The 24,346-nt window shown below is 69.4% G+C and carries 23 protein-coding genes and 2 pseudogenes; 10 read left to right on the top strand and 15 right to left on the bottom strand.

Annotated features, from left to right (window positions below):
* Nucleotides 1-51: 51 nt before the first annotated feature.
* Both ACZ67Q_RS38215 and ACZ67Q_RS38210 read right to left on the bottom strand, forming a co-directional pair.
* Nucleotides 52-246: a hypothetical protein gene (locus tag ACZ67Q_RS38215; RefSeq protein ID WP_471191869.1), complete on the bottom strand. Its 195-nt coding sequence runs from the start codon at nt 244-246 to the stop codon at nt 52-54.
* A gap of 150 nt (nt 247-396) precedes the next feature.
* Nucleotides 397-1,839: an aldehyde dehydrogenase gene (locus ACZ67Q_RS38210; RefSeq protein WP_471191866.1), complete on the bottom strand. Its 1,443-nt coding sequence runs from the start codon at nt 1,837-1,839 to the stop codon at nt 397-399.
* A gap of 182 nt (nt 1,840-2,021) precedes the next feature.
* Here ACZ67Q_RS38210 and ACZ67Q_RS38205 point away from each other — a divergent pair, with 182 nt between their 5' ends.
* A complete protein-coding gene (locus ACZ67Q_RS38205; RefSeq protein WP_471191863.1) occupies nt 2,022-3,098 on the top strand; it encodes an alpha/beta fold hydrolase in 1,077 nt (358 codons plus the stop codon).
* A gap of 59 nt (nt 3,099-3,157) precedes the next feature.
* Nucleotides 3,158-4,018: an alpha/beta fold hydrolase gene (locus ACZ67Q_RS38200; RefSeq protein WP_471191860.1), complete on the top strand. Its 861-nt coding sequence runs from the start codon at nt 3,158-3,160 to the stop codon at nt 4,016-4,018.
* Between the two features lie 64 nt (nt 4,019-4,082).
* Here ACZ67Q_RS38200 and ACZ67Q_RS38195 read toward each other — a convergent pair whose 3' ends face one another.
* Nucleotides 4,083-4,823: a GNAT family N-acetyltransferase gene (locus ACZ67Q_RS38195; RefSeq protein WP_471191926.1), complete on the bottom strand. Its 741-nt coding sequence runs from the start codon at nt 4,821-4,823 to the stop codon at nt 4,083-4,085.
* A gap of 406 nt (nt 4,824-5,229) precedes the next feature.
* Here ACZ67Q_RS38195 and ACZ67Q_RS38190 point away from each other — a divergent pair, with 406 nt between their 5' ends.
* Complete coding sequence (locus tag ACZ67Q_RS38190; RefSeq protein ID WP_471191924.1) at nt 5,230-5,718, top strand: TetR/AcrR family transcriptional regulator; 489 nt, start codon at nt 5,230-5,232, stop codon at nt 5,716-5,718.
* A 118-nt stretch (nt 5,719-5,836) separates the two neighbouring features.
* On the opposite strand, the gene ACZ67Q_RS38185 is transcribed toward ACZ67Q_RS38190, so the two are convergent.
* From ACZ67Q_RS38185 to ACZ67Q_RS38175, 3 genes are all read right to left on the bottom strand, one after another.
* Complete coding sequence (locus tag ACZ67Q_RS38185) at nt 5,837-6,220, bottom strand: DUF6009 family protein (RefSeq protein WP_469815834.1); 384 nt, start codon at nt 6,218-6,220, stop codon at nt 5,837-5,839.
* A gap of 202 nt (nt 6,221-6,422) precedes the next feature.
* Nucleotides 6,423-7,976, bottom strand: coding sequence for a DNA primase family protein (locus ACZ67Q_RS38180; RefSeq protein WP_471191857.1), 1,554 nt, complete (start codon nt 7,974-7,976; stop codon nt 6,423-6,425).
* The gene (locus ACZ67Q_RS38175) at nt 7,973-9,103 is read right to left on the bottom strand and encodes a bifunctional DNA primase/polymerase (RefSeq protein WP_471191922.1); all 1,131 of its coding nucleotides are present in this window, start codon (nt 9,101-9,103) and stop codon (nt 7,973-7,975) included. The genes ACZ67Q_RS38180 and ACZ67Q_RS38175 overlap by 4 nt, the downstream gene beginning before the upstream one ends.
* Nucleotides 9,104-10,427: 1,324 nt before the next feature.
* Between ACZ67Q_RS38175 and ACZ67Q_RS38170 the strand changes: the two are divergent.
* Nucleotides 10,428-10,855, top strand: a pseudogene (locus ACZ67Q_RS38170) (helix-turn-helix domain-containing protein); the annotation flags it as partial.
* A 442-nt stretch (nt 10,856-11,297) separates the two neighbouring features.
* Here the strand turns inward: ACZ67Q_RS38170 and ACZ67Q_RS38165 are convergent.
* The 3 genes from ACZ67Q_RS38165 to ACZ67Q_RS38155 form a co-directional block, all read right to left on the bottom strand.
* The gene (locus tag ACZ67Q_RS38165; protein WP_361621145.1) at nt 11,298-11,609 is read right to left on the bottom strand and encodes a cyclic nucleotide-binding domain-containing protein; all 312 of its coding nucleotides are present in this window, start codon (nt 11,607-11,609) and stop codon (nt 11,298-11,300) included.
* Nucleotides 11,606-12,058, bottom strand: a complete 453-nt coding sequence (locus ACZ67Q_RS38160) for a MarR family transcriptional regulator (RefSeq protein ID WP_361622284.1) — start codon at nt 12,056-12,058, stop codon at nt 11,606-11,608. Before ACZ67Q_RS38160 ends, ACZ67Q_RS38165 begins: the two co-directional genes overlap by 4 nt.
* Before the next feature lie 885 nt (nt 12,059-12,943).
* On the bottom strand, nt 12,944-13,825 hold the full coding sequence (locus ACZ67Q_RS38155; protein WP_471191855.1) for an NAD(P)-dependent oxidoreductase: 882 nt from the start codon (nt 13,823-13,825) through the stop codon (nt 12,944-12,946).
* A gap of 96 nt (nt 13,826-13,921) precedes the next feature.
* On the opposite strand from ACZ67Q_RS38155, the gene ACZ67Q_RS38150 reads away from it, so the two are divergent.
* The gene (locus tag ACZ67Q_RS38150; protein WP_471191852.1) at nt 13,922-14,284 is read left to right on the top strand and encodes a winged helix-turn-helix transcriptional regulator; all 363 of its coding nucleotides are present in this window, start codon (nt 13,922-13,924) and stop codon (nt 14,282-14,284) included.
* Here the strand turns inward: ACZ67Q_RS38150 and ACZ67Q_RS38145 are convergent.
* On the bottom strand, nt 14,281-14,517 hold the full coding sequence (locus ACZ67Q_RS38145) for a transposase (protein WP_471191849.1): 237 nt from the start codon (nt 14,515-14,517) through the stop codon (nt 14,281-14,283). The two genes, ACZ67Q_RS38150 and ACZ67Q_RS38145, sit on opposite strands and share 4 nt — an antisense overlap.
* Nucleotides 14,518-14,806: 289 nt before the next feature.
* Between ACZ67Q_RS38145 and ACZ67Q_RS38140 the strand changes: the two genes are divergently transcribed.
* Nucleotides 14,807-15,232: an organic hydroperoxide resistance protein gene (locus tag ACZ67Q_RS38140; RefSeq protein ID WP_471191846.1), complete on the top strand. Its 426-nt coding sequence runs from the start codon at nt 14,807-14,809 to the stop codon at nt 15,230-15,232.
* Between the two features lie 337 nt (nt 15,233-15,569).
* On the opposite strand, the gene ACZ67Q_RS38135 is transcribed toward ACZ67Q_RS38140, so the two are convergent.
* A complete protein-coding gene (locus tag ACZ67Q_RS38135; protein ID WP_471191843.1) occupies nt 15,570-15,797 on the bottom strand; it encodes a response regulator transcription factor in 228 nt (75 codons plus the stop codon).
* Nucleotides 15,798-16,632: 835 nt separating this feature from the next.
* On the opposite strand from ACZ67Q_RS38135, the gene ACZ67Q_RS38130 reads away from it, so the two are divergent.
* Both ACZ67Q_RS38130 and ACZ67Q_RS38125 read left to right on the top strand, forming a co-directional pair.
* Nucleotides 16,633-17,712, top strand: coding sequence for a TRAP transporter substrate-binding protein (locus tag ACZ67Q_RS38130; protein WP_471191840.1), 1,080 nt, complete (start codon nt 16,633-16,635; stop codon nt 17,710-17,712).
* Nucleotides 17,675-17,998: pseudogene (locus ACZ67Q_RS38125) on the top strand (DUF8189 domain-containing protein); the annotation flags it as partial. The gene ACZ67Q_RS38130 and the pseudogene ACZ67Q_RS38125, both read left to right, overlap by 38 nt.
* A gap of 48 nt (nt 17,999-18,046) precedes the next feature.
* On the opposite strand, the gene ACZ67Q_RS38120 reads toward ACZ67Q_RS38125, so the two are convergent.
* Together ACZ67Q_RS38120 and abc-f are read right to left on the bottom strand one after the other, a co-directional pair.
* Complete coding sequence (locus ACZ67Q_RS38120) at nt 18,047-18,610, bottom strand: CGNR zinc finger domain-containing protein (RefSeq protein ID WP_471191838.1); 564 nt, start codon at nt 18,608-18,610, stop codon at nt 18,047-18,049.
* Nucleotides 18,611-18,836: 226 nt separating this feature from the next.
* Nucleotides 18,837-20,471 carry a ribosomal protection-like ABC-F family protein gene (gene abc-f / locus ACZ67Q_RS38115; protein WP_471191835.1) on the bottom strand — a complete coding sequence of 545 codons (1,635 nt, stop codon included), beginning with the start codon at nt 20,469-20,471 and terminating at the stop codon, nt 18,837-18,839.
* Nucleotides 20,472-20,820: 349 nt separating this feature from the next.
* Here abc-f and ACZ67Q_RS38110 point away from each other — a divergent pair, with 349 nt between their 5' ends.
* Complete coding sequence (locus tag ACZ67Q_RS38110; protein ID WP_471191833.1) at nt 20,821-21,060, top strand: hypothetical protein; 240 nt, start codon at nt 20,821-20,823, stop codon at nt 21,058-21,060.
* Complete coding sequence (locus ACZ67Q_RS38105; RefSeq protein WP_361621160.1) at nt 21,060-21,437, top strand: fic family toxin-antitoxin system, toxin component; 378 nt, start codon at nt 21,060-21,062, stop codon at nt 21,435-21,437. The genes ACZ67Q_RS38110 and ACZ67Q_RS38105 overlap by 1 nt, the downstream gene beginning before the upstream one ends.
* Nucleotides 21,438-21,576: 139 nt before the next feature.
* Here ACZ67Q_RS38105 and ACZ67Q_RS38100 read toward each other — a convergent pair whose 3' ends face one another.
* Nucleotides 21,577-22,902: a ParB/RepB/Spo0J family partition protein gene (locus ACZ67Q_RS38100; RefSeq protein ID WP_471191830.1), complete on the bottom strand. Its 1,326-nt coding sequence runs from the start codon at nt 22,900-22,902 to the stop codon at nt 21,577-21,579.
* Entirely contained in the window at nt 22,899-24,164 is a 1,266-nt protein-coding gene (locus tag ACZ67Q_RS38095) for a ParA family protein (protein ID WP_471191827.1), read from the bottom strand. Before ACZ67Q_RS38095 ends, ACZ67Q_RS38100 begins: the two co-directional genes overlap by 4 nt.
* Nucleotides 24,165-24,346: the final 182 nt, after the last annotated feature.

Genomic DNA, 24,346 nt, shown 5'->3' with positions numbered 1-24,346 from the left:
GGGGGAGGTTGGTTGCTGTCACACGGTGGAGGAGTTGCTCCGGGTCTCGGGCTACAGGCCCAGGTCGAGGGCCAGGCAGGAGTAGTACTGCCATGAACCCTCCGGGTTGTACGAGGCGTTCACGCCGCCGCCCTGGTCGGCCTTCACCTCTTCGGTCATGTCCTCGAAGCGGATGCGCTCGGGAAGGCTGCCGTAGCGCGTGTGCCGGGCTGCCGCGGCGGCGTCGCCGGGGAGTTCCTTGTTCATGGCCGTACTCCGCTTCCTCGTCCGGGAATGGCGTCCGCTTGTGTCTCCGGGGCCACTGTCAGCATCCCTTCGTTTGCGTCACCTGTCAAGGCGGTGACGCGGAGATGCCGGTCGCCGGGGCGGGGCGTGGGGCATGCCGTACGAGCCGGATCAGACGGTGATGGTCTTGTACTCGGTGTAGGTGCCGAGACCGACCGCGCCGTACTCGCGGCCGATGCCGCTGGCCTTGAAGCCGCCGAAGGGGCCGTCGAAGGCGATCGGGGCACCGTTGACCGTGACGGTGCCGGTGCGGATGCGACGGGCGAACGCCAGGGCGTGCTCCTCGTCGGCGGACCAGACGCCGCCGGACAGGCCGTACTCGGAGTCGTTGGCGATGCCGACGGCGTCGTCCTCGTCGTCGTAGGCGATGACGACCAGGACCGGGCCGAAGATCTCCTCCTGCGCGATGCGCATGGCGTTGTCGACGTCGGCGAAGACGGTCGGTGTGACGTAGTTGCCCTTCTCCAGGCCCTCGGGGATCTGCGGGCCGCCCGTGACCAGCCGGGCGCCCTCCTCGATGCCGAGCTGGATGTAGGTCCGCACCCGTTCCTGCTGGTCGGGGCGGATCATCGGGCCGATGAAGGTCTCCGGGTCGTTCGGGTCGCCGACCTTCAGCGACTCCACCAGCTCCTTCAGCGCGGCCACGACCTCCTCGTACCGGTTGCGCGGGGCGAGGACGCGGGTCTGGGCGATGCACGACTCGCCGTTGTTGAGCAGCGAGCCGAACTTCAGGCCCGCGACCGCCTTCGCGATGTCGGCGTCCGGCAGGATGACGGCGGCTGACTTGCCGCCCAGCTCCAGGCTGACCCGCTTGAGCTGCTCCCCCGCGATCGAGGCGATACGGCGGCCGGCGCGGGTGGAGCCGGTGAACGCGATCTTGTCGACGTCCGGGTGCGAGACCAGGTACTCGCTGGTCTCCCGGTCCGCGGGCAGCACGCTGATCACGCCCTCGGGCAGACCTGTCCGTTCCAACAGCTCGGCCAGGAAACCCATGCTCAGCGAGTTCTCCGGGGACACCTTGAGGACCACGGAATTGCCGGCGGCCAGAGCGGGGATGATCTTCGAAGTCGCCGAGGAGAAAGGCGAGTTCCACGGGATGACGGCGGCCACGACGCCTACCGCCTCACGGCGCACCACACTGCGCACCGGCGAGGACGGGTCGGAGGGCGTCAGGGTCTCCTCCCAGGCGAACTCCTCCGCCGCCTTCAGGTAGGCGTTCGCCTGCCGCGTCAGGCCGGGCTGCCCGGCGCGGGTGAACCATCTCGCGGAGCCGTTCTCCATGGAGATCAGCTCCGCGATCCGCTCGGCGTTCTCCTCGCGCAGGGCGTTGAACCGCCGCAGGAGCGCGATCCGCTCCGCCGGCGGGGTCAGCCGCCACTCCCCCGCCTCGAAGGACGTCCGTGCCGCGGCCACCGCGCGGTCGACGTCCGCCGGGTGGGCCTGCGCCGCACGGCCGATCAGCGTCTGGTCGTGCGGCGAGGCGATGTCCAGCAGGTCCGTGGTGCTCGGCTCCGTCCAAGAGCCCCCGATGAAGAGCTTGTTGTAGGTGATCACGCGCTGCCTCTTTCCCGGCCGACTTAATTGTCACTTCAATGTAGCACTTATGCTTGATAGCTACACGCACATATGCTCATTCTGGCGATCGTCACCTGCTTGACTGGTGACGATTGAGTGTGCGAAGGTCAGCGGGCCGCACAGAGGCGGCGTGGTGGACGCGTTCGACGGAGGGGTTCGAGATGATCAACAGGCGTGCCTTCAGCAAGGCCGTCGGCCTGGGCACCGGCGCGGTCGCGGTCTCACTGGCCGGGGTGCAGGCCCAGGCGTCCGCCGCGAGCGCCACGTACCGGGCGGGCGGCAGGTCCGCTCCCACCGTGCCCGATGTCTCCCCCGGCACCCGCACGAGCTTCCCCACGCTGAAGCACGTCAAGGCGGGCGTCCTGGACATCGGTTACGCAGAAGCCGGGCCGGCCCACGGCCCGGTCGTCATCTGCCTGCACGGCTGGCCGTACGACATCCACAGCTTCGTCGACGTCGCCCCGCTGCTGGCCGACCTCGGCTACCGCGTCATCGTTCCCTACCTGCGCGGGCACGGCTCCACCCGCTTCCTGTCGCAGAGCACCCCCCGCACCGCGGAGCAGTCCGCCATCGCGCTCGACATCATCGCCCTGATGGACGCGCTGAAGATCCACAAGGCGGTGCTCGCCGGCTTCGACTGGGGCTCGCGCACCGCCGACATCATCGCCGCCCTGTGGCCCGAGCGCGTCAAGTCCCTTGTCTCGACCAGCGGTTATCTCATCACCGACCGCAAGATGCAGCTGACACCCGCGGCCCCCGCCGTCGAGCACAACTGGTGGTACCAGTGGTACTTCGCCACCGACCGCGGCAAGCAGGCCATGGAGGACGTCGAGGACCGCATCGCCCTGTGCCGCTATGTGTGGACCCTCGTCTCGCCCAACTGGAACTTCGACGACGCCACGTTCCAGCGCACCGCAGAGGCCTTCAAGAACCCCGACTACGCCGCCGTCGTCCTGTTCAACTACCGCTGGCGCATCGGCCTCGTCGACGGGGAACGCCGCTACGACCGCTACGAGGCGCTGCTCGCGGCGCAGCCCCCCATCCACGTCCCGACCATCACCCTCGATCCGGCCCTCGACCCCTTCACCGCCCCCGGCGACGGCACCGGCTACCGCACGCACTTCACCGGGCCGTACGAGCACCGCACCATCGCGGACATCGGCCACAACCTGCCGCAGGAGGCGCCCAGCGTCTTCGCCCAGGCAGTCGTGGACGCCGACCACCTCGGGAGCCGGTGATGACTCGGTTCCGGCGAGGGAACCGCCCATCTGCTGGAACACCTGAAGGGAGATCTGTCGTGGTGAGCATCGAAGGCGGACGGAAGTCAAGGGTGGGGGGTGTGATCTCAACGCTGACGGCGGGGCTCGCGCTCGGCGCGCTCGCCCTCAGCGGCACCGCCGACGGCGCGACCAAGAACACCGAGCCTGCCCGAGCCGGCGGACACGCCAAGCCCACCATCGTCCTGGAGCACGGCGCTTTCGCCGACGGATCCAGCTGGAACGGCGTCATGGCCGACCTGCGCGCCGACGGCTACCCCGTCGTCGCCGCCGCCGACCCGCTGCGCGGCCCGTCCTCCGACGCCGCCGCCCTGCGCTCCCTGCTGGGCCACATCAAGGGCCCGAAGATCCTGGTCGGCCACTCCTACGGCGGCAGCGTCATCAGCGAGGCCGCCGCCGGCGACCCCGACGTCAAGGCCCTCGTCTACGTCGCCGCCTTCCTCCCCACCCCCGGGGAGACGGCCCTGGAACTCACCGGCAAGTACCCGGGATCCACCCTTCCCGACGCCCTCGATCCCGTCACCTACCGACAGGCCGACGGCACCACCGTCACCGACCTGTACATCCAACGGTCCAAGTTCCGGCACCAGTTCGCCGCCGACGTCCCCGTCGATCAGGCCGCCCTCATGGCCGCCGCACAGCGTCCCATCGCCCAGGCCGCCCTCGAGGAGAAGGCCACCGCCGCCGCCTGGAAGACAAAGCCCAGCTGGGACATCGTCACCACCGAGGACCTCAACATCCCAGCGGCCGTCCAGCGCTTCATGGCCCACCGCGCCCACGCCCACACCACCGAGGTGGCCGCCTCGCACTCCGTCGCCGTCTCCCATCCCCACCTCGTCGCCGACGTCATCGAACGAGCCGCCCGCACCACCGTCCGCTGACCCCGCACCTCGGGTCGGCACGGGGTCGTCCACGACGGCGGTCGTCTGCCGGTGCGCGACGTGCTCAGTCCGCCAGCGCGTAGAACCGGATCGGGGAGTTCGGCTCGAAACCGATCCTCGGGTACACGGGGGCTCCGGCGGCGGTCGCGTGCAGGGTCGCCCGGGTCAGTCCCGTGGCGCGGGCGCCCTCGTACAGCGCCTTGCGTGTCACCGCCTCGCCGTACCCGCGGCGCTGCTGGTGGGGTTCGGTGGCCACGAGCACCACGAACAGGCGGCCCTGCGCCTCGACGGTCGCGGCGCACGCGACGGGAACGCCGTCCCGCAGCGCCAGGTAGGCGTACGCGTCCCGCTTCCACAGCGTGGAGCCGGCCAAGCCGTCGCGGCCGTCCTCCAGGTCGAAGCCGTAGGCGCGCGCGTTGATGTCCGCGTAGGCCCGCAGGTGTTCGTCGGTGATCACCCGCTCGAAGGTGAGATCCGGGTGGCGGGGTTCGGGGATGGGCAGCAGGTCGCCGGCCATGCCGGTGCCGGGGAAGGCGTGGACCAGGCCCGCGCGCGGCGCCGCCTGTTCCAGCGCCGCGCGCGCCTCGTCCGTGAGGAGGTCCTCGAAGAGCCACAGGAAGCCCGGCCGCCCCTTCGACCGCATGATGTCCGCGGCCTGGCCCAGGCGTTCATGCAGCAGCGCCGCGTCCGTCCCGGTCTCGGTCAGGGTGATGGCGTTCCAGAAGGCGAAGCGGCAGTCGGCCCAGCGGACGGCAAGGCCCGGCAGGTCGCGTACGTCCGCTTGCTCGTCCCTGTCGAGCACCATCGCGCGCCAGACCGTGGACAGTTGGTCCACCGATTCGACCGCGGCCGCGAGATCCTTCACCGCTGCTCCTTCACGTTGTCGTGAGTGCGCACGTCCCACGCCATCCAATGATCGGCGTCCTACGCCGTCCAATGATCGGCGTCCTACGCCGTCCAACGATCAGCGTCCTACGCCGTCCAACGATCGGCATCCGGCGGGCGTGCCGGTCGCATCGGCCATTGGCTCGCATCGGTCTTTGGCTCGCATCGGCCTGTCGGTCGGGCACGTCTGTGTGACAATTACTGCCCTACGCTCAACAAAAGAGGGGTTCTTGACAGCGGAGGTTCCACAGTCTGCGGCTAGACTCGGTGTGGTGAGAGCTGACGCAGTACGCAACATCGAGGCCGTTCTGACCACCGGAGCGCGCATGCTGGCCGCCGACCCCGGCGCGAGCATCGCGAGCATCGCCGCCGAGGCCGGCGTGGACCGGCGTACCGTCTACCGGCGTTTCGCCTCCCGCGAGGAACTGCTCGCCGCCATCTACGCATCCCGCCTCACGGCTATCGAACAGGCCATCGAGGACGCGCGGTTGCGCGAGGCCCCCGTCGCCGTCGCGCTCCACCGCTACGTCGAGAACATCATCGTCGTCAACCGCACCTGGCCCGTCGACCTCACGCGCATGCTCGCCGACGACACCGTCCGCGCCCGCCGCGACGCGGCCGTCCGCGAGGTCGACGCCTTCCTGGAGCGCGCCGTCGACGAAGGCCTGCTGCGCCCCGGCCTCCCGCCGGGGTGGGCGAGCGGCCTGCTCCCCCAGCTGATGCACCTGGTGACCCGGCAGCTGCCCGAACTGAGCCCGGGGCAGGCGGCGGACGTCGTCGTCGACACCCTGCTGCACGGCCTCGGAGCATCCTGACCCGGCAAACCGGGACTACAGCGTCGGGGCGCCAGGGCGCGCCGGGCGCGGATGGGCGGCCGGCTCAGGGGCAGGCAGTCCCGTAGACAGGTGTGTGCGGCCCTCGGGCGGCGCGGCGTCAGGGCGTCGAGGTCGCTATGGCCACGTGGCCGCTCTGGGACCGGGGAGTCTTCGCTCCCGGCTTCTTCGGGGCGATCGTGCGCGGGTCGACCGCTTCGCCCGGCGCTCCCTCGCGGTAGAGACCGTCGGGCAGGCTGTCCCGGTCGTGAGGCAGCAGGAAGAACACCCTGCGCTTGTACAGGCCGCTGTCCGGATCCGGGGAGGCGTCCTCGTCCAGCAGCGCGTATCCGACCATGCGGCCGTCGCGCGCGTACGGCGGCTTGGTGTTGCGCCGCCTGGTCTTGTCCAGAGCCTGACGGACGTAGTCGAGCCCTTCGAGGTTCTCCAGCCACACCACCTCGGCCTCGTGGATGAGGTCGCTCTCGGTCAACAGCGAACTCATGGCTGCAGCCTCTCCTTCATCGGCGTACTCCCCGGCCAGGGCCCATGGCCGGGGGTCTCTCCCTGTCGTTCCGGCCCGCGCGTCGCCGGGGAATGGGCCACTTCGCGAGGGCCACCGCATCCGGAGGCCCGTCCACCATCGTAGAGCGCACCGCGACGACGGTGTAGGCCGCGTGACGGAGTACGCAGGGCCGTGGAGGTGGTCACGGGTGCTCCAGCAGGGCGATGCCGGGGTAGTACTTCCGGCCGTTCGACTTGATCATGTCGTTTGGGGAAGCCACGCCGACCTCCTGGCGGACACGGTTGGCGAAGGCCCGGGGCGTCGCCGGCCGGATCCCTTCCCCGGCGTTGCACCACGAGCTGTACTCCGCGTAGAGCAGCCCCTGCTCCACCCGCAGATCCTTCCCCGCCTCCCCGTCACGTGTGCAGCATTCGGCGAGGAAACGCCCGATGTGGTCCTCGGTGGTGGCGTACGCCGTCGTGGCGATACGCACCCTGTCCGGGCCCTCCAGGGGGTCCCTGGTGCGCAGATAGCGCTGCGCACCCTCGATGAGCCACTGGAGGATGCCCGGCCCTTCGTCGCGGACCAGCTCGAAGGCGAGGTTGTCGATCCTGCGGTGGGCCGGGACGGTCCGGGTGAAGGGCAGCAGACGGATGCGCCGCCAGAACGCGAAGCCGCCCGTGGAGACCTCCGGACGGTGGTTGCCCAGCAGCCACAGGTGGTGGGTGGGGGTGAAGGAGAAGTAGTCCTGCCGCATGCGGCGGGCCTTGATCTTGTCGCCGCCCGTCAGGAGCCGGACACGGGCCTCGTCGAACTTGTCGTTGGGCTTCAGCTCGCTGCACACGATCAGGCGGCGACCGTGCAGCTCGGTGAGCTCGGTGGAGTGCTCCGAGAAGGCGCCACGGTCCATCAGGAAGCCGGGCGGAGCGGCGTCGGCGTAGTCCCCGAGGATCTGGATCATGATGTCGAGCAGTACGGACTTGCCGTTCTTGCCCTCACCGTGGAGGAAGGGCAGCACCTGTGCGCCCACGTCGCCGGTGATCGAGTAGCCGAGCAGCAGGTGCAGGAAGGCGATCATCTCGCGGCCCTCGTCGTCGTCCCCGAAGGTGTCGGCGAGGAACCTGTGCCAGCGCGGGGTCTCCATCGCCTGCGGGGCGACACTGGTGGCACGGGAGTGGAAGTCACGTGTGGGGTCCGGCTTGCGAAGATGGCCACTGTGCAGGTCGACCACCCCGACAGGAGTGCACAACGCGTAGGGATCGCCGTCCAGTCGGTCGGGGTCCACCGAGATGTCCGGTGACGCCTTCGCCTGGGTCAGCAGGGCCTTCAGGCCGGTGGTCGACAGCGTTCGCCGCTTGTGGTGCGCGAGTTCGCGGTCGCTGAACACTCCGCGCGGGTCGCTGACGGCCATGTCCTCCGCCATCTCCCCCGCCGCCCACAGAGCGGCCTTCTCGCCTCCCCCGCGCTTCCACCGGTAGCCGTCCCAGGCGAACCAGCCCAGCCCTTCGACATGCCGGAACTGGTCGCGGTGCATCTGCACGAACAGGCGGGCGTTTCCCCGGTCCGAAAGGGACGGAGGCAGCAACAGGGGCGAGGGCGAAGGGGCTTGCCCGAACGAGGGGACGGTCTCGTGCACGGAGCCCTGGGCAGGCAGGCGGGCGGGCCCGGCGACCACACCCGCCGACTCCAGGTCGAGCATCTGCTGAGCGGCCGCCTGCGGGTCGAAACGCGGTGTGCCTTCGGCACTGCTGCTCATGGACGTCCTTTGAGGTGGAGAGGGCGAACGGACCCTACGGCAAGGGCGTCGTCGACGATCTTTTCATTCCGGGTCTGCTGCCACGGCCGGGCGTAGCCGGCGACACGGACAAGGCGATCACGAATGGCGGCGTGGTCCAGGTGCCCCGCCCCGACGAGGCCGCCGGCTGTGTAGGCGGCTCGATTCAACTTCTCGGTGAAACCAGTCCCTTCCGGAGCGGCCGCGCATTCGGCGACGACTGCGATCAGAGGCTCGATGAGCAGCTCGGCGGAGGCGGTACGGCGCTGTCGGCGCGCCGCGGGGATGGGGGTGGGCGCGGTGCCGGTCCCGTTGTCCGTGGGGAGAGGGTGGGTCGGGACGGCGGCTGCCGAAGCGGGGGCTGTCGGAGCAGGGGCTGTCGGAGCGGCGGTGGGCCGGGGCTCGATCACGTGTCCTGTACGCCGTAGCTCGCGCTGGAGCCATTCCGGCAGGGGGGCGGGGCGGCGAGCCGTCCCCTCCGCGCGGTAGACACCCTTTGGGGTGCGGGTGCCGGGGGCCACGATGTAGCCGCCGTCGGCGCGTACGTCGACCTGCCAGGCCAGGGCTGTGTGCCGGGCCGAGCCGGTGGAACACCTGTAGCGCGTGGTGGGGTTTGGGTTGCGGTACCAGACGTGCAGGCCGCCCGAGGGGGTGCGCACTCGCAAGGTGGTCTCGTCCTCGGCGGGAGAGGTTTCACGCCGGTAGGCGGCCAGCAGCGCAAGGGTGTCGAAACCTGAGGCCAGGCCGGCCAGCTGGACCTGGGCGGGGATGACGACCCCGGGGAGGAGACGCCCCCTGTCGGGCACGGGGGCCTCGTGGGCGTCGATGTCGATGACGAGGAGGTCGGCGGGACCGCAGGCGACTCCGACTCCCGCAGCCGGGATCTCTGCCCACCAGCGCTCGATGCGGTCGGAGTCCGTCGTCGCAGAGTGGAAGCCGTGGCAGGGGCGTCCTGCGGGCAGGCAGGGGCAGGATGCGGGTTCGTGTCTACGCCCTGCGCACGCGGGGCAGTTCGCGACAGGAGTTTTCCGCCCGGGAGTGAGGGGGTGGACCGGCCAGCCCTGCGCGGCACACCAGCGGGCGACGGCTCTCGGCGACCCGGGGGCCACTCCGGCTGCACTGCTGCGGCTGTCGTCTTGGCGCGGCACAGGGATCGTCCTCGTCACTTCTCGTCTGCCCGATCACTTCACACACCTGGCACGGAGGTTGGCCCGGCCAGGGACCGAAGGGACTCTGATGCGAAAGGAGTCTAAGGCCCGCTCATCGAAAAGGCGGTGTCTCTCCGACCCGCGTGCCGTTCTATCAGCTTCGTGGTCCCTTGGGTCCCTGGGGAGGGGCGGGAGACGGCAGCAGAGGGAGCAAGGGGGAGGGACTGACGGAGGATCGGCCCGGGACCGGCCTGGGGCGAGGTTCCGGGCTGCAAGGGACCAGGCTTCGAGGGACCAAAGGGGCCAGGGACCGAGGCGCAGGGGCTGGGAAATGGGGCAGTCCCTGAGGGGGTGGCGGGTATCTGTGCAGGTCAGAGCGTTTTCCTCAGATCAGCCAGGGACTGGAGGGACTTAACTTCGCAATTATGAGCTGTAGTAGAGAGTTGTGTTGTATGCGCGCGCGTGTACGAATACATGTCTTCTCTACGTCATAATTGCGGAGTTGAGTCCCTACAGTCCCTACCAGCTCCTGCCGCAAGCCTCTGACCTGCGGAAATAGCAGGGACTGAAGGCCAGGGACCGAAAGAGCGGCAGTCCCTCGGCCCCTGCAGTCAGGCCCTGTCAGGGCTTGGGTCCCTCCCTGCTGGGGCGTTCCCGTGCGGGCCGGTCCTGCGTGTCCCCCTGGCAGGGGCCAGGGACCGAACGGCTTTGGTCCCTGGCGTTGCTTTTCCCGGGCGGACCGGGACTCTCGGCGTGCATTTTTGGACGAGCTCGGTGTGGCTTGGGCGCCCCGGCTATTACGTCGTAATAGGTCGACAGGTGGTCGTTCTCGGCTCGGCAGCGCAGAGAACAGGTGCGGGCTCTCGACGATCAGCGTCTGACCTGACGCCTCTTCCCATCCGAGGGCAGGGGGCTGAGCATGAGTCGATCACTGCACGGTCGGTTCGTGGACCGCCGACCGTCCCCTCAGGGCTGGTCTCACCACCCGGCCCCTCGATTCTCCTGCCGCCGGCAGGACCGCGACCAGATCCCTCACCCCGCTCACCACCAAGACGACGTATGCCCTCTACGGCTGGACCAAGGACAACTCGTGGTCATCGAGGAGCGTCTCCTTCACTCCGAGCGACCGGGACCGGCTCTCCCCAGGGAAAGTCCGCTACGACAAGATCTCGGACAATGGCGATGAATCGGCAGTCACTGTCCCCATGGCGGAGTTCAAAGCGAGGGCTTGCCAGAACGGGTAATGCCACGGTGGCTACGGCCAAGTGGAGGCCCTCCTCTCGCAGTGGCTGGTGTGATCACGGCGTCGCAGTCGTCCTGGACAACCCCGGTTCACCGGGCTGGCACTCGGCGTTTCGGGAAGCTGGTTACGATGCCGCGTCGTGAGGGCGCGGACGCGGTCCGCAAGGGCCAGCTGTCAGGCCTTCCGCTGGAGGACCGGCGCTTGCTGGTTACGGCGTACTGACGAACGGACTTGACGATGCGCCAGCTCGCGCCGCTGTTCGGGGTGTCGAGGGTCGGCGGGCGGACTGCATCATCGACCGCCTCGGACCGACGCTCAGCCGTCCAGCCCTGCAAGCGTTAGCCATAGGCGCCGTGCTCACTGTGGACGGCACGTTGGTCCCCACGCGCGACCACACCAGTGCCGTGCGGTCGCAGAACTATCGGTACTCCCCCAACCACCAGGTCGTCATCGACGCCGGCCCCCGTCTGCGTCGGGGAGCCGCGGACCTATTACGGCGTAATAGCCCAGCCGGGCACTCCCCCGGTGCTTTGGACCGGATGCTGATGAGGTGGGCTCGGTGTCTCAAGCTATTACGGCGTAATAGCTTGGTCTGTCTCCGCGCAGATGGGATGCGATGGAGCCGCCTTGAGCGCGCTGAGCCCGGCGCCGGCTCGAGGCAGCTGTGCCGGAGAATCGTTCTGAGCGAAGAATCGAACTGTTCGAAGAACGGTACCGGTAGGAGACGTCGCGCCTCGTGTGCGGAGGTCGGTCGTTCAGGAGTGCTGCGGATCTGCGCGGCCGTGGCGTGGCTTCCAGAGGTTGGACCCTCGCCACGGGACCCCGGCACGTTTGTCTGGACGTCAGTCGAAGGCGTCCCACGGATCGCCCCTCATTGACGTGACGTACATGTGGTGCGATCCGCAGAGCGTCTCAGGTGGCCCTCCGGAAAGGAACCACGACCCGCTCCCCCAGCTGCCCCGGGGTCAAGCGGTAGTACTTGATGTGACCGATCTTCTCCGTCTGCTCGAGCCAGCCCAGCTCGATGACCTGCTTACGCGTTCGCGAGAAGACGGGCGGTGCCATACCGACCAGCTTGGCAAGCTGAGCAGCCGTTTCCAGAACGGCACCGGAACGATCGGTCGGATGCAGAGCGTAGAGCATGACGACGAGGCGCTGGTTGGCGGTCATGCCGGCCGTGGCCTCCAGCAGCTTGAGGTTCTGCTGCCTGTCGTCGCTGGTCACTTTGCCTCCCACCGTGCTGGCGTGTTCTCGTCGAAGCCCGGGATGTCTGGTGGATTACATGATTTCACCGCTTCACGCTGTTCCACGCCTGTGCCGTGGAACGCGATGTAAGGACTGATGCGGTAGAGGTTGTAATTGCCGATACGACCACGGACGACCAGGATGCGGTGTTTGGTCAGCTTCCTGTTGATTTTCCCCACGGCATCGGTCGACATGCCCACCCGTTTGGCGATGTCCGCTCCCGTGGCCCTCAACGGCTCCATCCCTTCCGGGGAGACACCGATCCACCAGAGCACCAGGAACTTCTGACTGGGTGTGAAGGCCGTCGACTCGGTGATGGCCTCGACCCTGGCTTTGTCGACCTGCGTGTGCTTACCGGAGAAGGCGTATGGCGCATAGAGGACCGGCTCGCCCGTGTCGGCGTCGACCAGTCTGCGTGCTGCTCCCAACAGGCCCTCCGTGCATGGGTCATTGCCGCACTGTTCGTTGAAGGCAGCACCTTGAGCTGCCTTCATGAACTTAACGTACATGAGCAGGAAGTCAATCAACTCCGCCTGTCGGCCGTGTCGCGTGCGCCGGGGACACGACCCACTCACTCGGGCACTGGGGCGTGAGCCCCGTGAGACATGTACGTGACGTCAATCTACCGCTGCTGCAGAACAGTGGTACTCAGTTCCTGTGGACGTGGTGGCAGTCCCTACGAACCGTGTGGCAGTTCCTTCGACAGTGGTGGCAGTCCGACAGAACCGACTGCCACGATCTGCGGAACCGGGACCCAGTTCCGCAGATCCGCCTCTGCTGTCACAGGAACTGCCCGGCAGTTCGCACGGACTGGGGCACCGGCCCTGTTTGCGCAGGTCAGAGTGGGTTCTGCAGGTGTCGCTCTCTCTTCTTACAACCACTGCCGGACCGGGGTTCCTGTAGTGGCCTCAGGCCCGTCGAAGGCACGGACACATTGATCGGGCACCCCTTCCTCCCCTGCTGCTCCCGCACCACAGAAAGTCAGCCACGACGTGCCGGTACGGGCGCGGGCAGGCGCGCGTATGCCTCCATCAGCCCCCACCGGCCCCAGCCACGCCATCCCTTCTGTGCGGCCAGGTGGCGGGACAGCGGCTGTTGATGCCTCAGGTGCGGCACTGTGACTGCCCAGGGTGCGAGTGCCAGTCACCCGGCGCCTCACCGAACCCCGTCGGCGCGCCCGAGCCGGAGAGCGCCCCATGAGGCAGCCGGCGATCTCGGTCGTCCGGTGTGCGCCCGACGCCGAGCCTCCTCACTTATTACGCCGTAATAGGTGAGCAGATCCAGAGCATGCCGCTGTGGCGGCACGATGCCGGTCAGTGCACCAGTAGGTCGATCACGCCCGTCAGGTCCTCTTTGCCGCTGCCCTCGGTCAGGCGGCGGCGCATCAGCTCGAAGTAGGGGCTGAGCAGTTCAGGGCTGACACTCTGCTGCTCGGCGGTGCTCAGGAGAGTCGGCGTGCCGGCCACCTGCATGGCGAGGTTGGAGACGACCCCCTTGGTGTAGTCGCCGCTCCGCAGTTGGTCGGCGGTCTGGTGAACGGCCGGGGCCATCGCGACGAGCCAGTCGGCGAGCAGCGGGGCGAGCGCCGCGGGGTCGATGTCCTCCTTGCGGATCAGGGCGAAGGCATGCGCGGCACCGGCGAACATGCCGTACATGGCGCTGAGCAGAGCCACGTCGTGCAGGGCCGCGAAGCCCGCGTCCTCGCCGACGTAGGTAGTGCCGGCCGGGACGAGCAGAGTCTCCTTGTGCCGCTCGAACAGCTCTGGCGAGCCGCTGTAGAAGACGTAGCCGCCCGCTTCCGGGACGCCGATCATCGGAGGGACGGCCATGATTCCGCCGTCCAGGTAGCGGGCGCCGCGCTCGCGGGCCCACTCGGCGCGGGCACGGGCCTGGGCGGGAGTGCTGGTGGTCAGGTTGACCAGGTCCCGGCCGGACAGGTCGGTGCCGGCCAGCACCTCGTCGACCGAGGCATCGTCCAGCAGACAGACGACGATCAGGGTGTTCGCTGCGACCGCATCAGCGGCATTGGCCGCGACTCGTGCGTCCTCGGCGGCGAGAGCCGCGGCGCGGGCCGGGGTGCGGTTCCAGACGGTGAGCGGGTGACCGGCGGCAAGCCAGGTGCGGGCCAGTGCGGTACCCATCGCGCCGAGGCCCAGCAGTGTGACGGGAGTCTTCTCAACAGTGTTCTGCGTCATGCCGATTAGGCTGGTCACAGGCCCGGAGATGATCAAGTACGCACTTGGTGGTGGGTGGTTACCCCGGGGTGAGCAAGCACGTCGGAAGGGTGGGGCATGGCGACGCTGAACCGGCCGGGCACGCCAGACGGACACGTCTGCGGGATCGACACCGCGATGGAGGTGATCGGCGGCAAGTGGAAGGTGCTGATCCTCTGGGCGCTCCACGAGCACCCCTGCCGTCGCTTCGGGGAACTGCGTCGACTGCTTCCGGGGATCACTGAGAAGGTGCTGGCCTCTCACCTGCGTGAGCTGGAGGCGGACGGTGTCGTGCACCGCGTCTCCTACGAGGAGGTGCCGCCCCGCGTCGAGTACTCGCTGACCGAGGACGGCAAGCGTCTCAACGACGCACTCCAGCCGCTGGCTGCCTGGGGTCGCGACCGGCCGACCACTCGGGGGCTCGAGGAGAAGGCGGGCTAGGTTCTGTTGTGCCCCTGCTGGTCAGAGTCAGTCGTTGATGGCGGCGACCAGCAAGGTGGCTTCCAGCGGACGGCGGTTTCTCGTATCTCGAGCCCCGGCCGGAACTGCGGCTGCCATCGGCAGAACAGGTCGTAGACCCTGTCCCGCGGGCCGTATCGCTCGGCCACGTCGCGCCAGGGCGTTCCGGCGCGGATGCGCCACCGGATGCCGTCGATCAGCTGCCGCCTGCCCATATCGGCGGCCGCCCCGGTTTTTCCCGCGTGGCATCCGCCTTCACAACAGACAGACCCCCCTGGACCCCTAGGCCTAGTTGACCGGCCGCCCGTCCCGGACACCGCCTGGGGCGGGCGGAGCTATTACGCCGTAATAGCTCGAGCGACTCACGTCCAGATTGCGTCACCGTCTTGACCGGTGACGAACAGCACTGCCATGATTGCGTCACCGCCTCCACCGGTGACGCAACGAGCGTCTCTCGGTGCGGGATGTGATCTGATTTCTCGACCCAGATGGGGAGCACCAGTCATGGCAGTCAGCTACACCGCCGCCGTCGACGTCGACGGAGAGGGCCGCAACGGCGGTCACGTTCGGTCTTCCGACGGTCTGTTGGAGACCGGTCTCGCCCTGCCCAAGGAGCTCGGCGGCGCCGGAACGGCGACCAACCCCGAGCAACTGCTGGCCGCCGGCTGGGCCGCTTGCTTCCTCGGTGCCCTCCGCCGCGCCGCCACCCTGCGCAAGATCCGGCTGACCAGCACCACCATCACGGCCGAGATCACGCTCACCCACGGCGACGACGGCGAGTTCTCCCTCTCCGCGGTCCTCAGCCCCGTTCTGGGCGGCGTGGACCAGGCCACCGCCGAGGAGTTGGCGCACGCCGCCCACCAGATCTGCCCGTACTCCAAGGCCACGCGCGACAACATCCCCGTCACCATCAAGGCCGGCACGGCCTGATCCGCCGAGCGAAGAGTGAGGGCATGACATGGCCTTCGAGGCGTACGCATCCCCGTGGCAACGCACACATCGTCGTGCGGCCGCACACCTACCCCTCCCGGTGTACGCCGAGCAGCCGGCCCCGCGTGCGGACAGCACGGGGGAGTGGACATGGCCCGACGACACGCAGCTGTGGAGTTGGGCGGGGAGCGCGGTGCTGTCGGGACACGGCCCGGCGGCCTCGGCCTTCCTGTGACGGCCGGCCCGGGGCATAGCGCGCACCTTCCCCAACGGAATGAGAGCAGCGGGGAGACGGCGGGGGAGAGGGTGGGGGACCGGAGTGGGGGAGACCGTGGGCTCAGGACGGTCGCTGGGCGTTGTCCATCAGTCGGCTCTCCCACGCCCAGGCCGCGATCTCGACCCGGTTGCGGACCTGAAGCTTGTTCTGGATCGACGCCAGGTGGCTTTTGACTGTGCTCAGCGAGACGAACAGCTCGGCGGCGATCTCCTGGTTGGTGCGACCTCGCGCGATGGCTCGGGTCACTTCCATCTCGCGCTCCGAGAGCGGTTGTTTCGGCTTCGGCACGGTCGCCCTCCGGGCCGGGGCGAGGTTGCGCAGCAGCCGCAGGGTGATCGACGGAGAGATGAGGGCGTCGCCGGCGCTCGCCGCGCGGACCGCCTCAAGACAGCGGAATCCTCCGCTGCCTGAGTCCGAGGGGCCAGGAGCGAGAGCAGGGTCGGCCGTCCGAGCGGGCCCAGGTCGCGCGTGCTGGCAGCGATCATCTTCGTGGCGACCTCGGGCTGTACGTGGAGCCAACTCCCTCCGGGCTTCCGGCTGTCGGGGGTGAACCGCCTTCCGGGTTCACCAAGTGAACCAAGGTCAGAGTGTGGGCCGACTCCACCGGCCTGGTCCTGGACGACCTCGGTGCCCGGGGCGGCCTGGACTGGTCGCGGTGCATGTTCGATTCCGTCAGCGTCCGGGCCCCCAAAGAGGACAGGGCTCCGAGCAGGACCACGCCTCGCTGTGTCCGCGGACGCGGGGCAGTCGGCCGACTGCGTCGGAGCGTCCACGGGGGCGCCGTGGACGGGGGCGGCCAGCCAGTCGGCGGGTTCGGCGTCGGTCATGAGCAGCGCCTGAGCCGGGTGGGCGTCGAGTCCTGAACGACGTGGGCGCGGCCCGGGCGGCCTCCAGGAGGCCCGCGTAGAGCGTCTGCCGGCCTGGGTTCCGCAGGCCGCCCGCTCGCTTATTCGTAGACCCACAGCCGGGGGGCCACCCCTTCAGGGGTGTTCCGGGCTATACGGATGCGTGCGAGGCCTCCGGCCCCTACCGTCGAAGCAGGCGGGCCGTGAGCCAGGCGTCTGCGCTGCGCCTACTCACTTGTCAGGCTGTGGGCGGCCCATCGAGAAGGAAGCGTGACGCCATGCGTTCCCGACGTACGAGGGTAGGTGCCGCACTGAGCGCGGCCGTCGGGCTGATTCTGCTCGCCGTCGGCTGCTCCGGCACAGCGAGCGCGGAAAAACCTGCCAACAACACGCAGGACAGCGGCACCGGTGGGCCGGTCGTGCTGTCGCTGGCGACGCCGATGGGCGCGAGCGACGAGTTCCGCGCGTTCCTGCAGAACGTGAGGACACTGTCCCACGACTCGATCCAGATCTCCGCCGAGTTCAACGCCCACCATGAGGAGGGACCGGACTTCGAGGAGCAACTGCTTGCTGACGTGCAGTCCGGACGGGTCGACCTGGCCGCCCTCGGCAGTCGGGTCTTCGACATCGGTCGGGCGCCTTCCCTGGGCGCCCTGACTGCGCCGCTGCTGATCAACAGCTTCGACGCCGAGGAGAAGGTCCTCGGCGCACCGGTCGCCGAGCGCATGATCCGCGAGGTCGACGGCGACGGTCTCACCGGCGTGGGCCTGCTCCCGGGCAGCCTGCGCCGCCCCTTCGGCGCAGGGACACCCCTGCTGGGTCCGGCGGACTACAAGGGACGCACGATCGGCATCCAGGAGTCCAAGGTCGCCGACTCCACCGTTCGCGCCCTCGGAGCGAAACCGCAATGGTTCGGCGCGGGCGCCTCGGTGGCCGGTTTCGACGGATTCGAGCAACAGCTCGTCTCTGTCAACGGCAGCCGTTACGACGAAGCGGGGATGATCGGCACCTCCAACGTCGTTCTGTGGCCGCGCCCCATCGTCCTGGTCGCCAACACCAAGGCCATCGAGCGGCTCGGCGAGGACCAGCGCAAGCTGTTGCAGGACGCGGCGCGACAAGCAGTGCACGGCGCCGGCGCGGACTTGCGCGAACAGGAGCACAGGGCCCTGGAGAGCCTCTGCGCCCGGGGCCAGAAGTTCGCCGCCGCGAACCCGGCCCAATTGGCCGCACTGCGCAAGACGGTGCAGCCGGTGTACGACCAGCTCTCCCGCGACCGGCGGACCAAGGAGTACCTCGACACCGTCAGCGCCCTGGTGCGGGATGTACCGGCCGAGCCGCCCCTGTCCTGCAAGAACTGACGCCTGCGACGAAACGGCTCGGACCTCTGGGTTGGCCCCGATTCTTTCGGCCCGGGACACCGTGCAGACCTTCTGCCGCGGCAGCTACGGCGCCGCCTGGCGGGCCGGGCAGAGCGACGACCACCGGTCCGTCGAGAGCGCGGTCAGCCTCGACGGCGCGCTCGTCGGCCGGCCCACGGCCGCGCTCGGGCAGGACGGGCGGCTGAGCCTGTTCGTGGCCGGCACCGACAAGGCCCTGTGGGTGGCGGGGGCGCCCTCGCAGGGGGAACAGACGAGGCTGTGGGCGTCCCTTCCCGGCCGGTGTCACATGCTGCCGGGCCGAGGGAGGGGGCTGTCAGCGTGGGGGAGCGGCGGGGGCGGTCTTCTTGCGGGCGCGGTAGGCCTTGGCCTTGATCTTGTTGCCGCAGGACTCCATGCCGCACCACTGGCGTCGCATGCCGTGGGAGCGGTCGATGTAGATCCGGGTGCACTCCGGGTTGCCGCACTCCTTCAGCAGGGGGACGTCCGGGCCGCTGAGCAGTTCGATGGCCTGGCGTGCGACGGTCGCGAGGGCCTGCCCGGGGGTCGCCTCGTTGTGCCGGCCGGTCCTGGTGAGCTGCGGCGTCACCGGGGTCTCGCGGGCGGCGCCGTTGACGACGGTGAGCGCCTCGGCGTCGAACTCCTCACCGAGGCGGCGGTCGGTGACGAGGCGGTAGACGGCTTCGCGCACGGTGGTCGCCGCCCGGACGTCTTCGTCGTCGGCGGGCGTGATCGTGTCCACGAGTCCGGATTCCAGGTACCAGGCGTTCAGCCGTTCCGGGGTCACGAACATCTCGAACCGGGTCGAGCGGCGCGCCCGCAGGGTCGCCGCGAAGTCGAGCGCCGGGTGGCCGCATACGAAAACATGGTCGAGGTTCACGTCACCATCCTGACAGGTGACTGTCGAGGGAGCAAGAATCGTCCACGGCTCGGGCAGGAATACCTGGTCAGCCTGGTCACCTGGTCAGGCGGGCCGCCGTGCCGGGTCCACAGCCCGGCTGGGCGGGTGTCCGGCGCGGCGGCTTTCGGTCGTTCAGTTCCGGGGACAGGGGGTGCAGCTGCGGCCTGTTGACCTTCGCTTGCCGGTCCGGTCCTCTGCGCCGAGCTCACACCGCCGGGGCCCCGGTCTCCTTGAGTGTGCCGTCGGCCAGGCGCAGCCAGCGGTCGACTCCGATCGCGGCGAGGAACCGCTCGTCGTGGCTGACCACCATGAAGGCGCCCTGGTAGGAGTTGAGCGCGCTCTCCAGCTGGCCCGCGCTGACCAGGTCGAGGTTGTTGGTCGGCTCGTCGAGCAGGAGCAGGTGGGGTGCCGGTTCGGCGCACAGCACACAGGCCAGGGTGGCGCGCAGCCGTTCGCCGCCGGAGAGCACGCCGACCGGCAGGTGCGCCCGGGCGCCCCGGAAGAGGAAGCGGGCGAGCAGGTTCATCCGCTCCGCCTCGGGCCGCCGGGGCGCGAAAGCGGCGAAGTTCTCCGCGACGGTGCGGTCCACGTCCAGCAGGTCCAGGCGCTGCGAGAGATAGGCGATGCGGCCGTCGTTGCGCTTGATCTCCCCGCTGTCCGGGGTGAGGTCGCCGGTGACCAGCCGCAGCAGGGTGGTCTTCCCCGCGCCGTTCGGCCCGGTCAGCGCGATGCGCTCGGGGCCGCGGACACTCAGGTCGACGCCCTGGCCGGCGAACACCGCCCGGCCGGCGTGGTGGACCTGCATTCCCTCGCCGAGGAAGAGGTTGCGTCCGGCGGGCACGTGGGTGTCGGGCAGTTCCAGGGTGAGGCGCTGTTCGTCGCGTAGGGCACGCCCGGCCTCGTCGAGGCGGGCCTTGGCCTCGCCGACCCGGGAGGCGTGCATCGTGCCGGACCTGCCGGCGGCCTCCTGAGCACCCCGCTTCATGGTGCCGGCGAAGATGCGCGGCAGCCCAGCGTTCTTGAGGTTCTTGGCGGCGTTGCTCGCGCGGCGCTCGGCGCGTTCGCGGGCCTGCTGCATCTCCCGCTTCTCCCGCTTGAGTTCCTGCTCCGCGTTGCGGACGTTCTTCTCGGCGACCTCCTGCTCGGCGCGCACGGCTTCCTCGTAGTCGCTGAAGTTGCCGCCGTACAGGCGCAGTTCGCTGCTGCCGAGTTCGGCGATGCGCTCCATGCGGTCGAGCAGCGCCCGGTCGTGGCTGACCAGCAGCAGGCAGCCGTTGAAGTCCTCGAGCACGTCGTAGAGCTTGTGCCGGGCCTCCAGGTCGAGGTTGTTGGTCGGCTCGTCGAGCAGCAGTACGTCGGGGCGCTTGAGCAGCTGGGCGGCGAGGCCGAGGGAGACGACCTGGCCGCCGCTGAGCGTGCTCAGGCTGCGGTCCAGGGCGAGGCCGGCGAGGCCCAGGCGGTCGAGCTGGGCGCGGGTGCGCTCCTCGATGTCCCAGTCGTCGCCGATGGTGGCGAAGTGCGCCTCGCTCACGTCCCCCGACTCCACGGCGTCCAGCGCGCGGATCACGTCGGCCACGCCGAGCACTTCGGCGACGGTGAGGTCCCCGGTCAGGGGGAGGCTCTGCGGGAGGTGGGCGAGCGTGCCGTTGACCGTCAAGGAGCCGGTGAGGGGCTTGAGTTCGCCGGCGATCAGCTTGAGCAGGGTGCTCTTGCCGGAGCCGTTGGGGGCGACCAGGCCGGTGCGGCCGGTGGTCACGGTGAAGGACAGGTCGTGGAAGACGGGGGTGTCGTCCGGCCAGGCGAAGGAGAGGGTCGAGCAGACGATGGCAGCGTCGGACATGAAGGCAACCTCGTGAGGAACTGAGGGCAGAGCATGGCGAGCATGCACCTCTGCCCTGGGCAGACGTGGAGAAGGAAAAGGGGTACGACGAAAAGGACCACGTCGGCGGCGCTCCTGCGCACCGGCCGGTGGCCGTCAGGTCCGGATCTCACCCGGAGATGTCGTCGTCACCCACCACGTCTGCGACTCCTCGATACACGGTCTTCGTCGCTCCGAGATTAGCAGTTCGCCTCTTCCCGTCCCGTCGGCCAGGGTGGGCGCGCCATTCTCGTCACCGTTCAAACAGGTGACGATCACACGGCATCGATGTTCGCTCCACACGCTTGGTAACGTCTGTTACCATCCCGGTATGGCCAAGACACAGCTGGGCGCACGAGTCGACGACGAGATCGCGGAGCTGGCCAGGGCCCGCGCCAAGGACCGGGGGCTGAGCCTGGGGGACTACATCGCGTCCCTCGTCCGGGACGACGCCGACGGCATGCGCCGGCGGGGACTGGACGCGGCGCGCCGCTTCCTCGACGAGCACCAAGCGCTGTTCGATGAGGCGGAAGACGCCGGACAGCGTCCCGCGGGAGCCCACGCCGCCTGATGGATCTCCACATCGACGTCCCCTGGATCCTTCAGGTCGCCGAACTCGCGGGCGCGGACGACCCGGCCCCCGACGACTACGGCGTCCCCGTGGCCGCCGTCGCCTGTCACCGGGCCGAGCTCCTCGACCAGCCCGTCTACGACGGCCCCTACGCCCGTGCGGCCGCCCTGGTGCACGTCCTGGGCCGTTGCCGCTGGCTGGAGCGCTCCAACATGGCCGTGGCCGCGGCGACGGGCGTCATGTATCTGGAAGCCTCCGGCATCCCGGTCAAGCCCACCCGCGAGGACGCGATCGCGCTGCGCGACCTCCTGCGCGACCCCGCCTGCACCGCCGGGAGGATCGCCGCCCTCCTGCGCACCTGGTCGCCGTCCCGCTGACGGCACTGCCCGCCTCACCGGCCGCACGCCGCTCGTGCGCGGAAGGGCGCCGAAGAGTCCCCGCACGCCCGGGTGGCGGACATACGGCAGAGCCCCGCTCCGGCACGTGGGAGGAGCGGGGCGGACGGCGGCCCACCGGTCAGTCGACCTGAGCGGCGATCTGGTCCACGAGGCGCTGCGCCAGCTCGGCGAGCCGGGCGGGGTCGCGCTGAAGCGCCTTGACGCTCAGGAAGTCGATGAGGTCGAAGAACGTGTCGTCGCTCGGGATCTTCTGGTCCAGCAGCATCGCGATGTACCCGGGCTCGTCGTACGGCAGGGGTCGGGCCGGGCGCGCGTTGGCGGCCGCCGACTCACTGCCGCCGGAAGCGGACTCGGCCGTGCGCGGTGGGGCGACCGGCTGAGACGCCTTCGCCGGCACGGTCGGTGACACGGTGTCGGACGCCTCGAACGGGGCGGCTTCCCGGCCCTGCTCAGGCACGTCCACCGGGGCAGGGGAGGCCTGGACCGGGTCGACGGTGGCCGCCTGGGGCTGTGGCGCCTGCACCGGGTCCGCCTGGGGCTGCCGTGCCCGGACCGGGTCGACGGTGTCCGCCGGGGTCGGCGGCGCCTGCACCGGCACCGTCGGCGGTTGGGCCTGCAAGCTCGGGTCGGCGGCCTCGGTGGTCTGTGCGGCACCGGACGAGGACGCGTCGCCCTGCGCGGCCGGGCCGGGACCGGTCGGCGGTTCCTCCTGGCGAGCAACCTTGCGGGCCGCCTTCTCTGCTTCCTTGCGGGCGCGTTCGGCCTTGAGCGCTTCGAGGGCCGCCATCTGCTGGTCGGCCGGCTTGTTGCCGACGGCGCGCAGCAGGTCGATGGGCTCCTGGCCGATCAGGGCCTGGAGTTCGGGGACGAGCGTGAGCAGGGCCAGCCGCTGGGAGACCCAGCCCTGCGAGCGGTGCAGTCGCTTGGCGAGGGCCGTCTGGCTGCCGTGGATGGCAAGCAGCCGCTGAAGAGCACGGGCCTCGTCGAGTTCCTCGAGGTCCTGCCGGTGGATGTTGGCCACCAGCGCGGACTCCAAGAGCTCCTCCGACGTGCTGCCCTGGTCGTCGCTCACCATGACCTTGACGGTGGCGAGGCCGGCTTCGCGGGCGGCGGCGAGGCGGCTGCTGCCGTCGATGACGACGTGCGTGGCGTTCGGCTCGAGATCGTTCGCACGGTCCGGGTTGGCCGCCAGATAGGCGTCGCGGTTCATGACCGTGATGGCCTGCTTCTGGCCGTGCGTCTTCAGGCTTCCCGCGAGATCCGTGAGATCGCCCAGCTGCGAGCGGGGGTTGTCGGGATTGGGGCTGATGCGGTGGACGGGCAGTTCGCTCGGGGGAGCGACTCCGTCGGTCGGTACGCCGGTCGCCGCCGCCACGGCCTGCCGACGTGCGCTGACGGGCCGGGCGCCGAAGCGTCCGGCGCCCAGCTGGTCGGCCTTGCTCATGAGATCTCCCGGGCCAGTGCGCGCATTCCGATGGCCTGCTGGGACCTGGGGGCGTAGGACAGCAGTGGCTGCTTCATACGGACCGCTTCCTTCTGTTCCTTCAGGTCGCCGATCAGTCCCACCACCCTCGGATCCTTTATGTCGACCCAGCCCTGGAGCGAGGAGGTGGCGATGTAACCGCGGCGGGAGTCGTAGAGGTTGACGACGATGCCGAGGTAGCCGATGTCGATCTGGAGGTCGTCGCGCAGGTCGTCGATCTGCGTGGTGAGCAGCTCGTAGGCATCGGCGGAACTGTCCTCCGCCTGCACCACGATGAGGGCGCCGGACTGCCCGGGCTTCTCGCCGTCGCGGCGCCTGCCGTAGTAGGCGGCGGCGTCCATGCTCAGGCCGAGGCTGGGCGGGCAGTCGACGATGATGACGTCGTAGTCCGCCTCCAGCGGGGCGAGGGCCCGCTCCAGCGCGGCCTCACGGGCCCGTACGGCGGACAGGCGCACGTCCAGGAGGAAGGCGTCGTTGCAGGCGGGCAGCAGATGGAGCCGGCCGCCGAAGGTCTCCTCGTCGATGGACACGATGAGGTCGCGCAGATCGCCCTTGGGGTCGCCCGCCATGTGGTTGGTGAGGCTGTCACCGTTCATCGGCAGGGGAGCGGCGCCGAGTTGGTTGGTGAGGTGGCACTGGGGGTCGAAGTCCACGAGCAGGACCCGCATGCCCAGGCCGGGCAGGTTCTCCACCTCCAGGGGCTCGTCCTCGGCCTCCTCGCCCTCGTTCTGCGCCTCGCTCGCCCGCAGGGCCTTGGCGAGCGCCTTGGACACGCGGACGGAGTGCAGGGCGTTGGGGGACTCGGCGAGCGCCTCGCCGACGCCGGCCGTGATGGCGGTCTTGCCCACCCCGCCTTTCTGGTTGCAGACGATGATGCGGCGGGTGACGGCGGGCCGCTCGACGTCGGGCGCGGGGTTGGAGTCGAGCCACAGCTTCACCGACTGGGCGAGTCCCTGGATGAGGGAGACGTTGCGGTCCGCGGCCACCTGGCGGAAGGTCTCCCACTGGCCGGGCGGAAGGAAGGTGGAGAAGGAGTCGGCGCCCGCGGTGTCGACGGTTTCGGTGGCCGAGGCGAGCGCGCACCAGTCCCTGATGCCCTGTTCGACGGCCGCCTGGATCTCGACGCCGTGCTGGGCGGCTCTGATTTTCAGGTCCTGCCGGATCTGGCCCGGCAGCTTGGAGACGACCTTGTCGCGATCGCCGGAGGAGGCTGGAGAACTCATGGGGATACCTTACTAACGCTCGTGATCGTTTGTGTCATTGACGCGTTAGTTAGGTCGACTTCCTTGTTCCTCGGCAGGGTTGCGTCGTGCTCATCGTCGCAGCCGCGGTGCCCGAATCGACACCAGTTGTCCCAACTGTGCGGCGCGTGGCGGGCTATTACGGCGTAATAGCCCGCCCGTGT

It is taken from the genome of Streptomyces sp. NPDC036813 (genome assembly GCF_055609245.1).
This window is presented reverse-complemented; position numbering and strand designations above follow the sequence as displayed.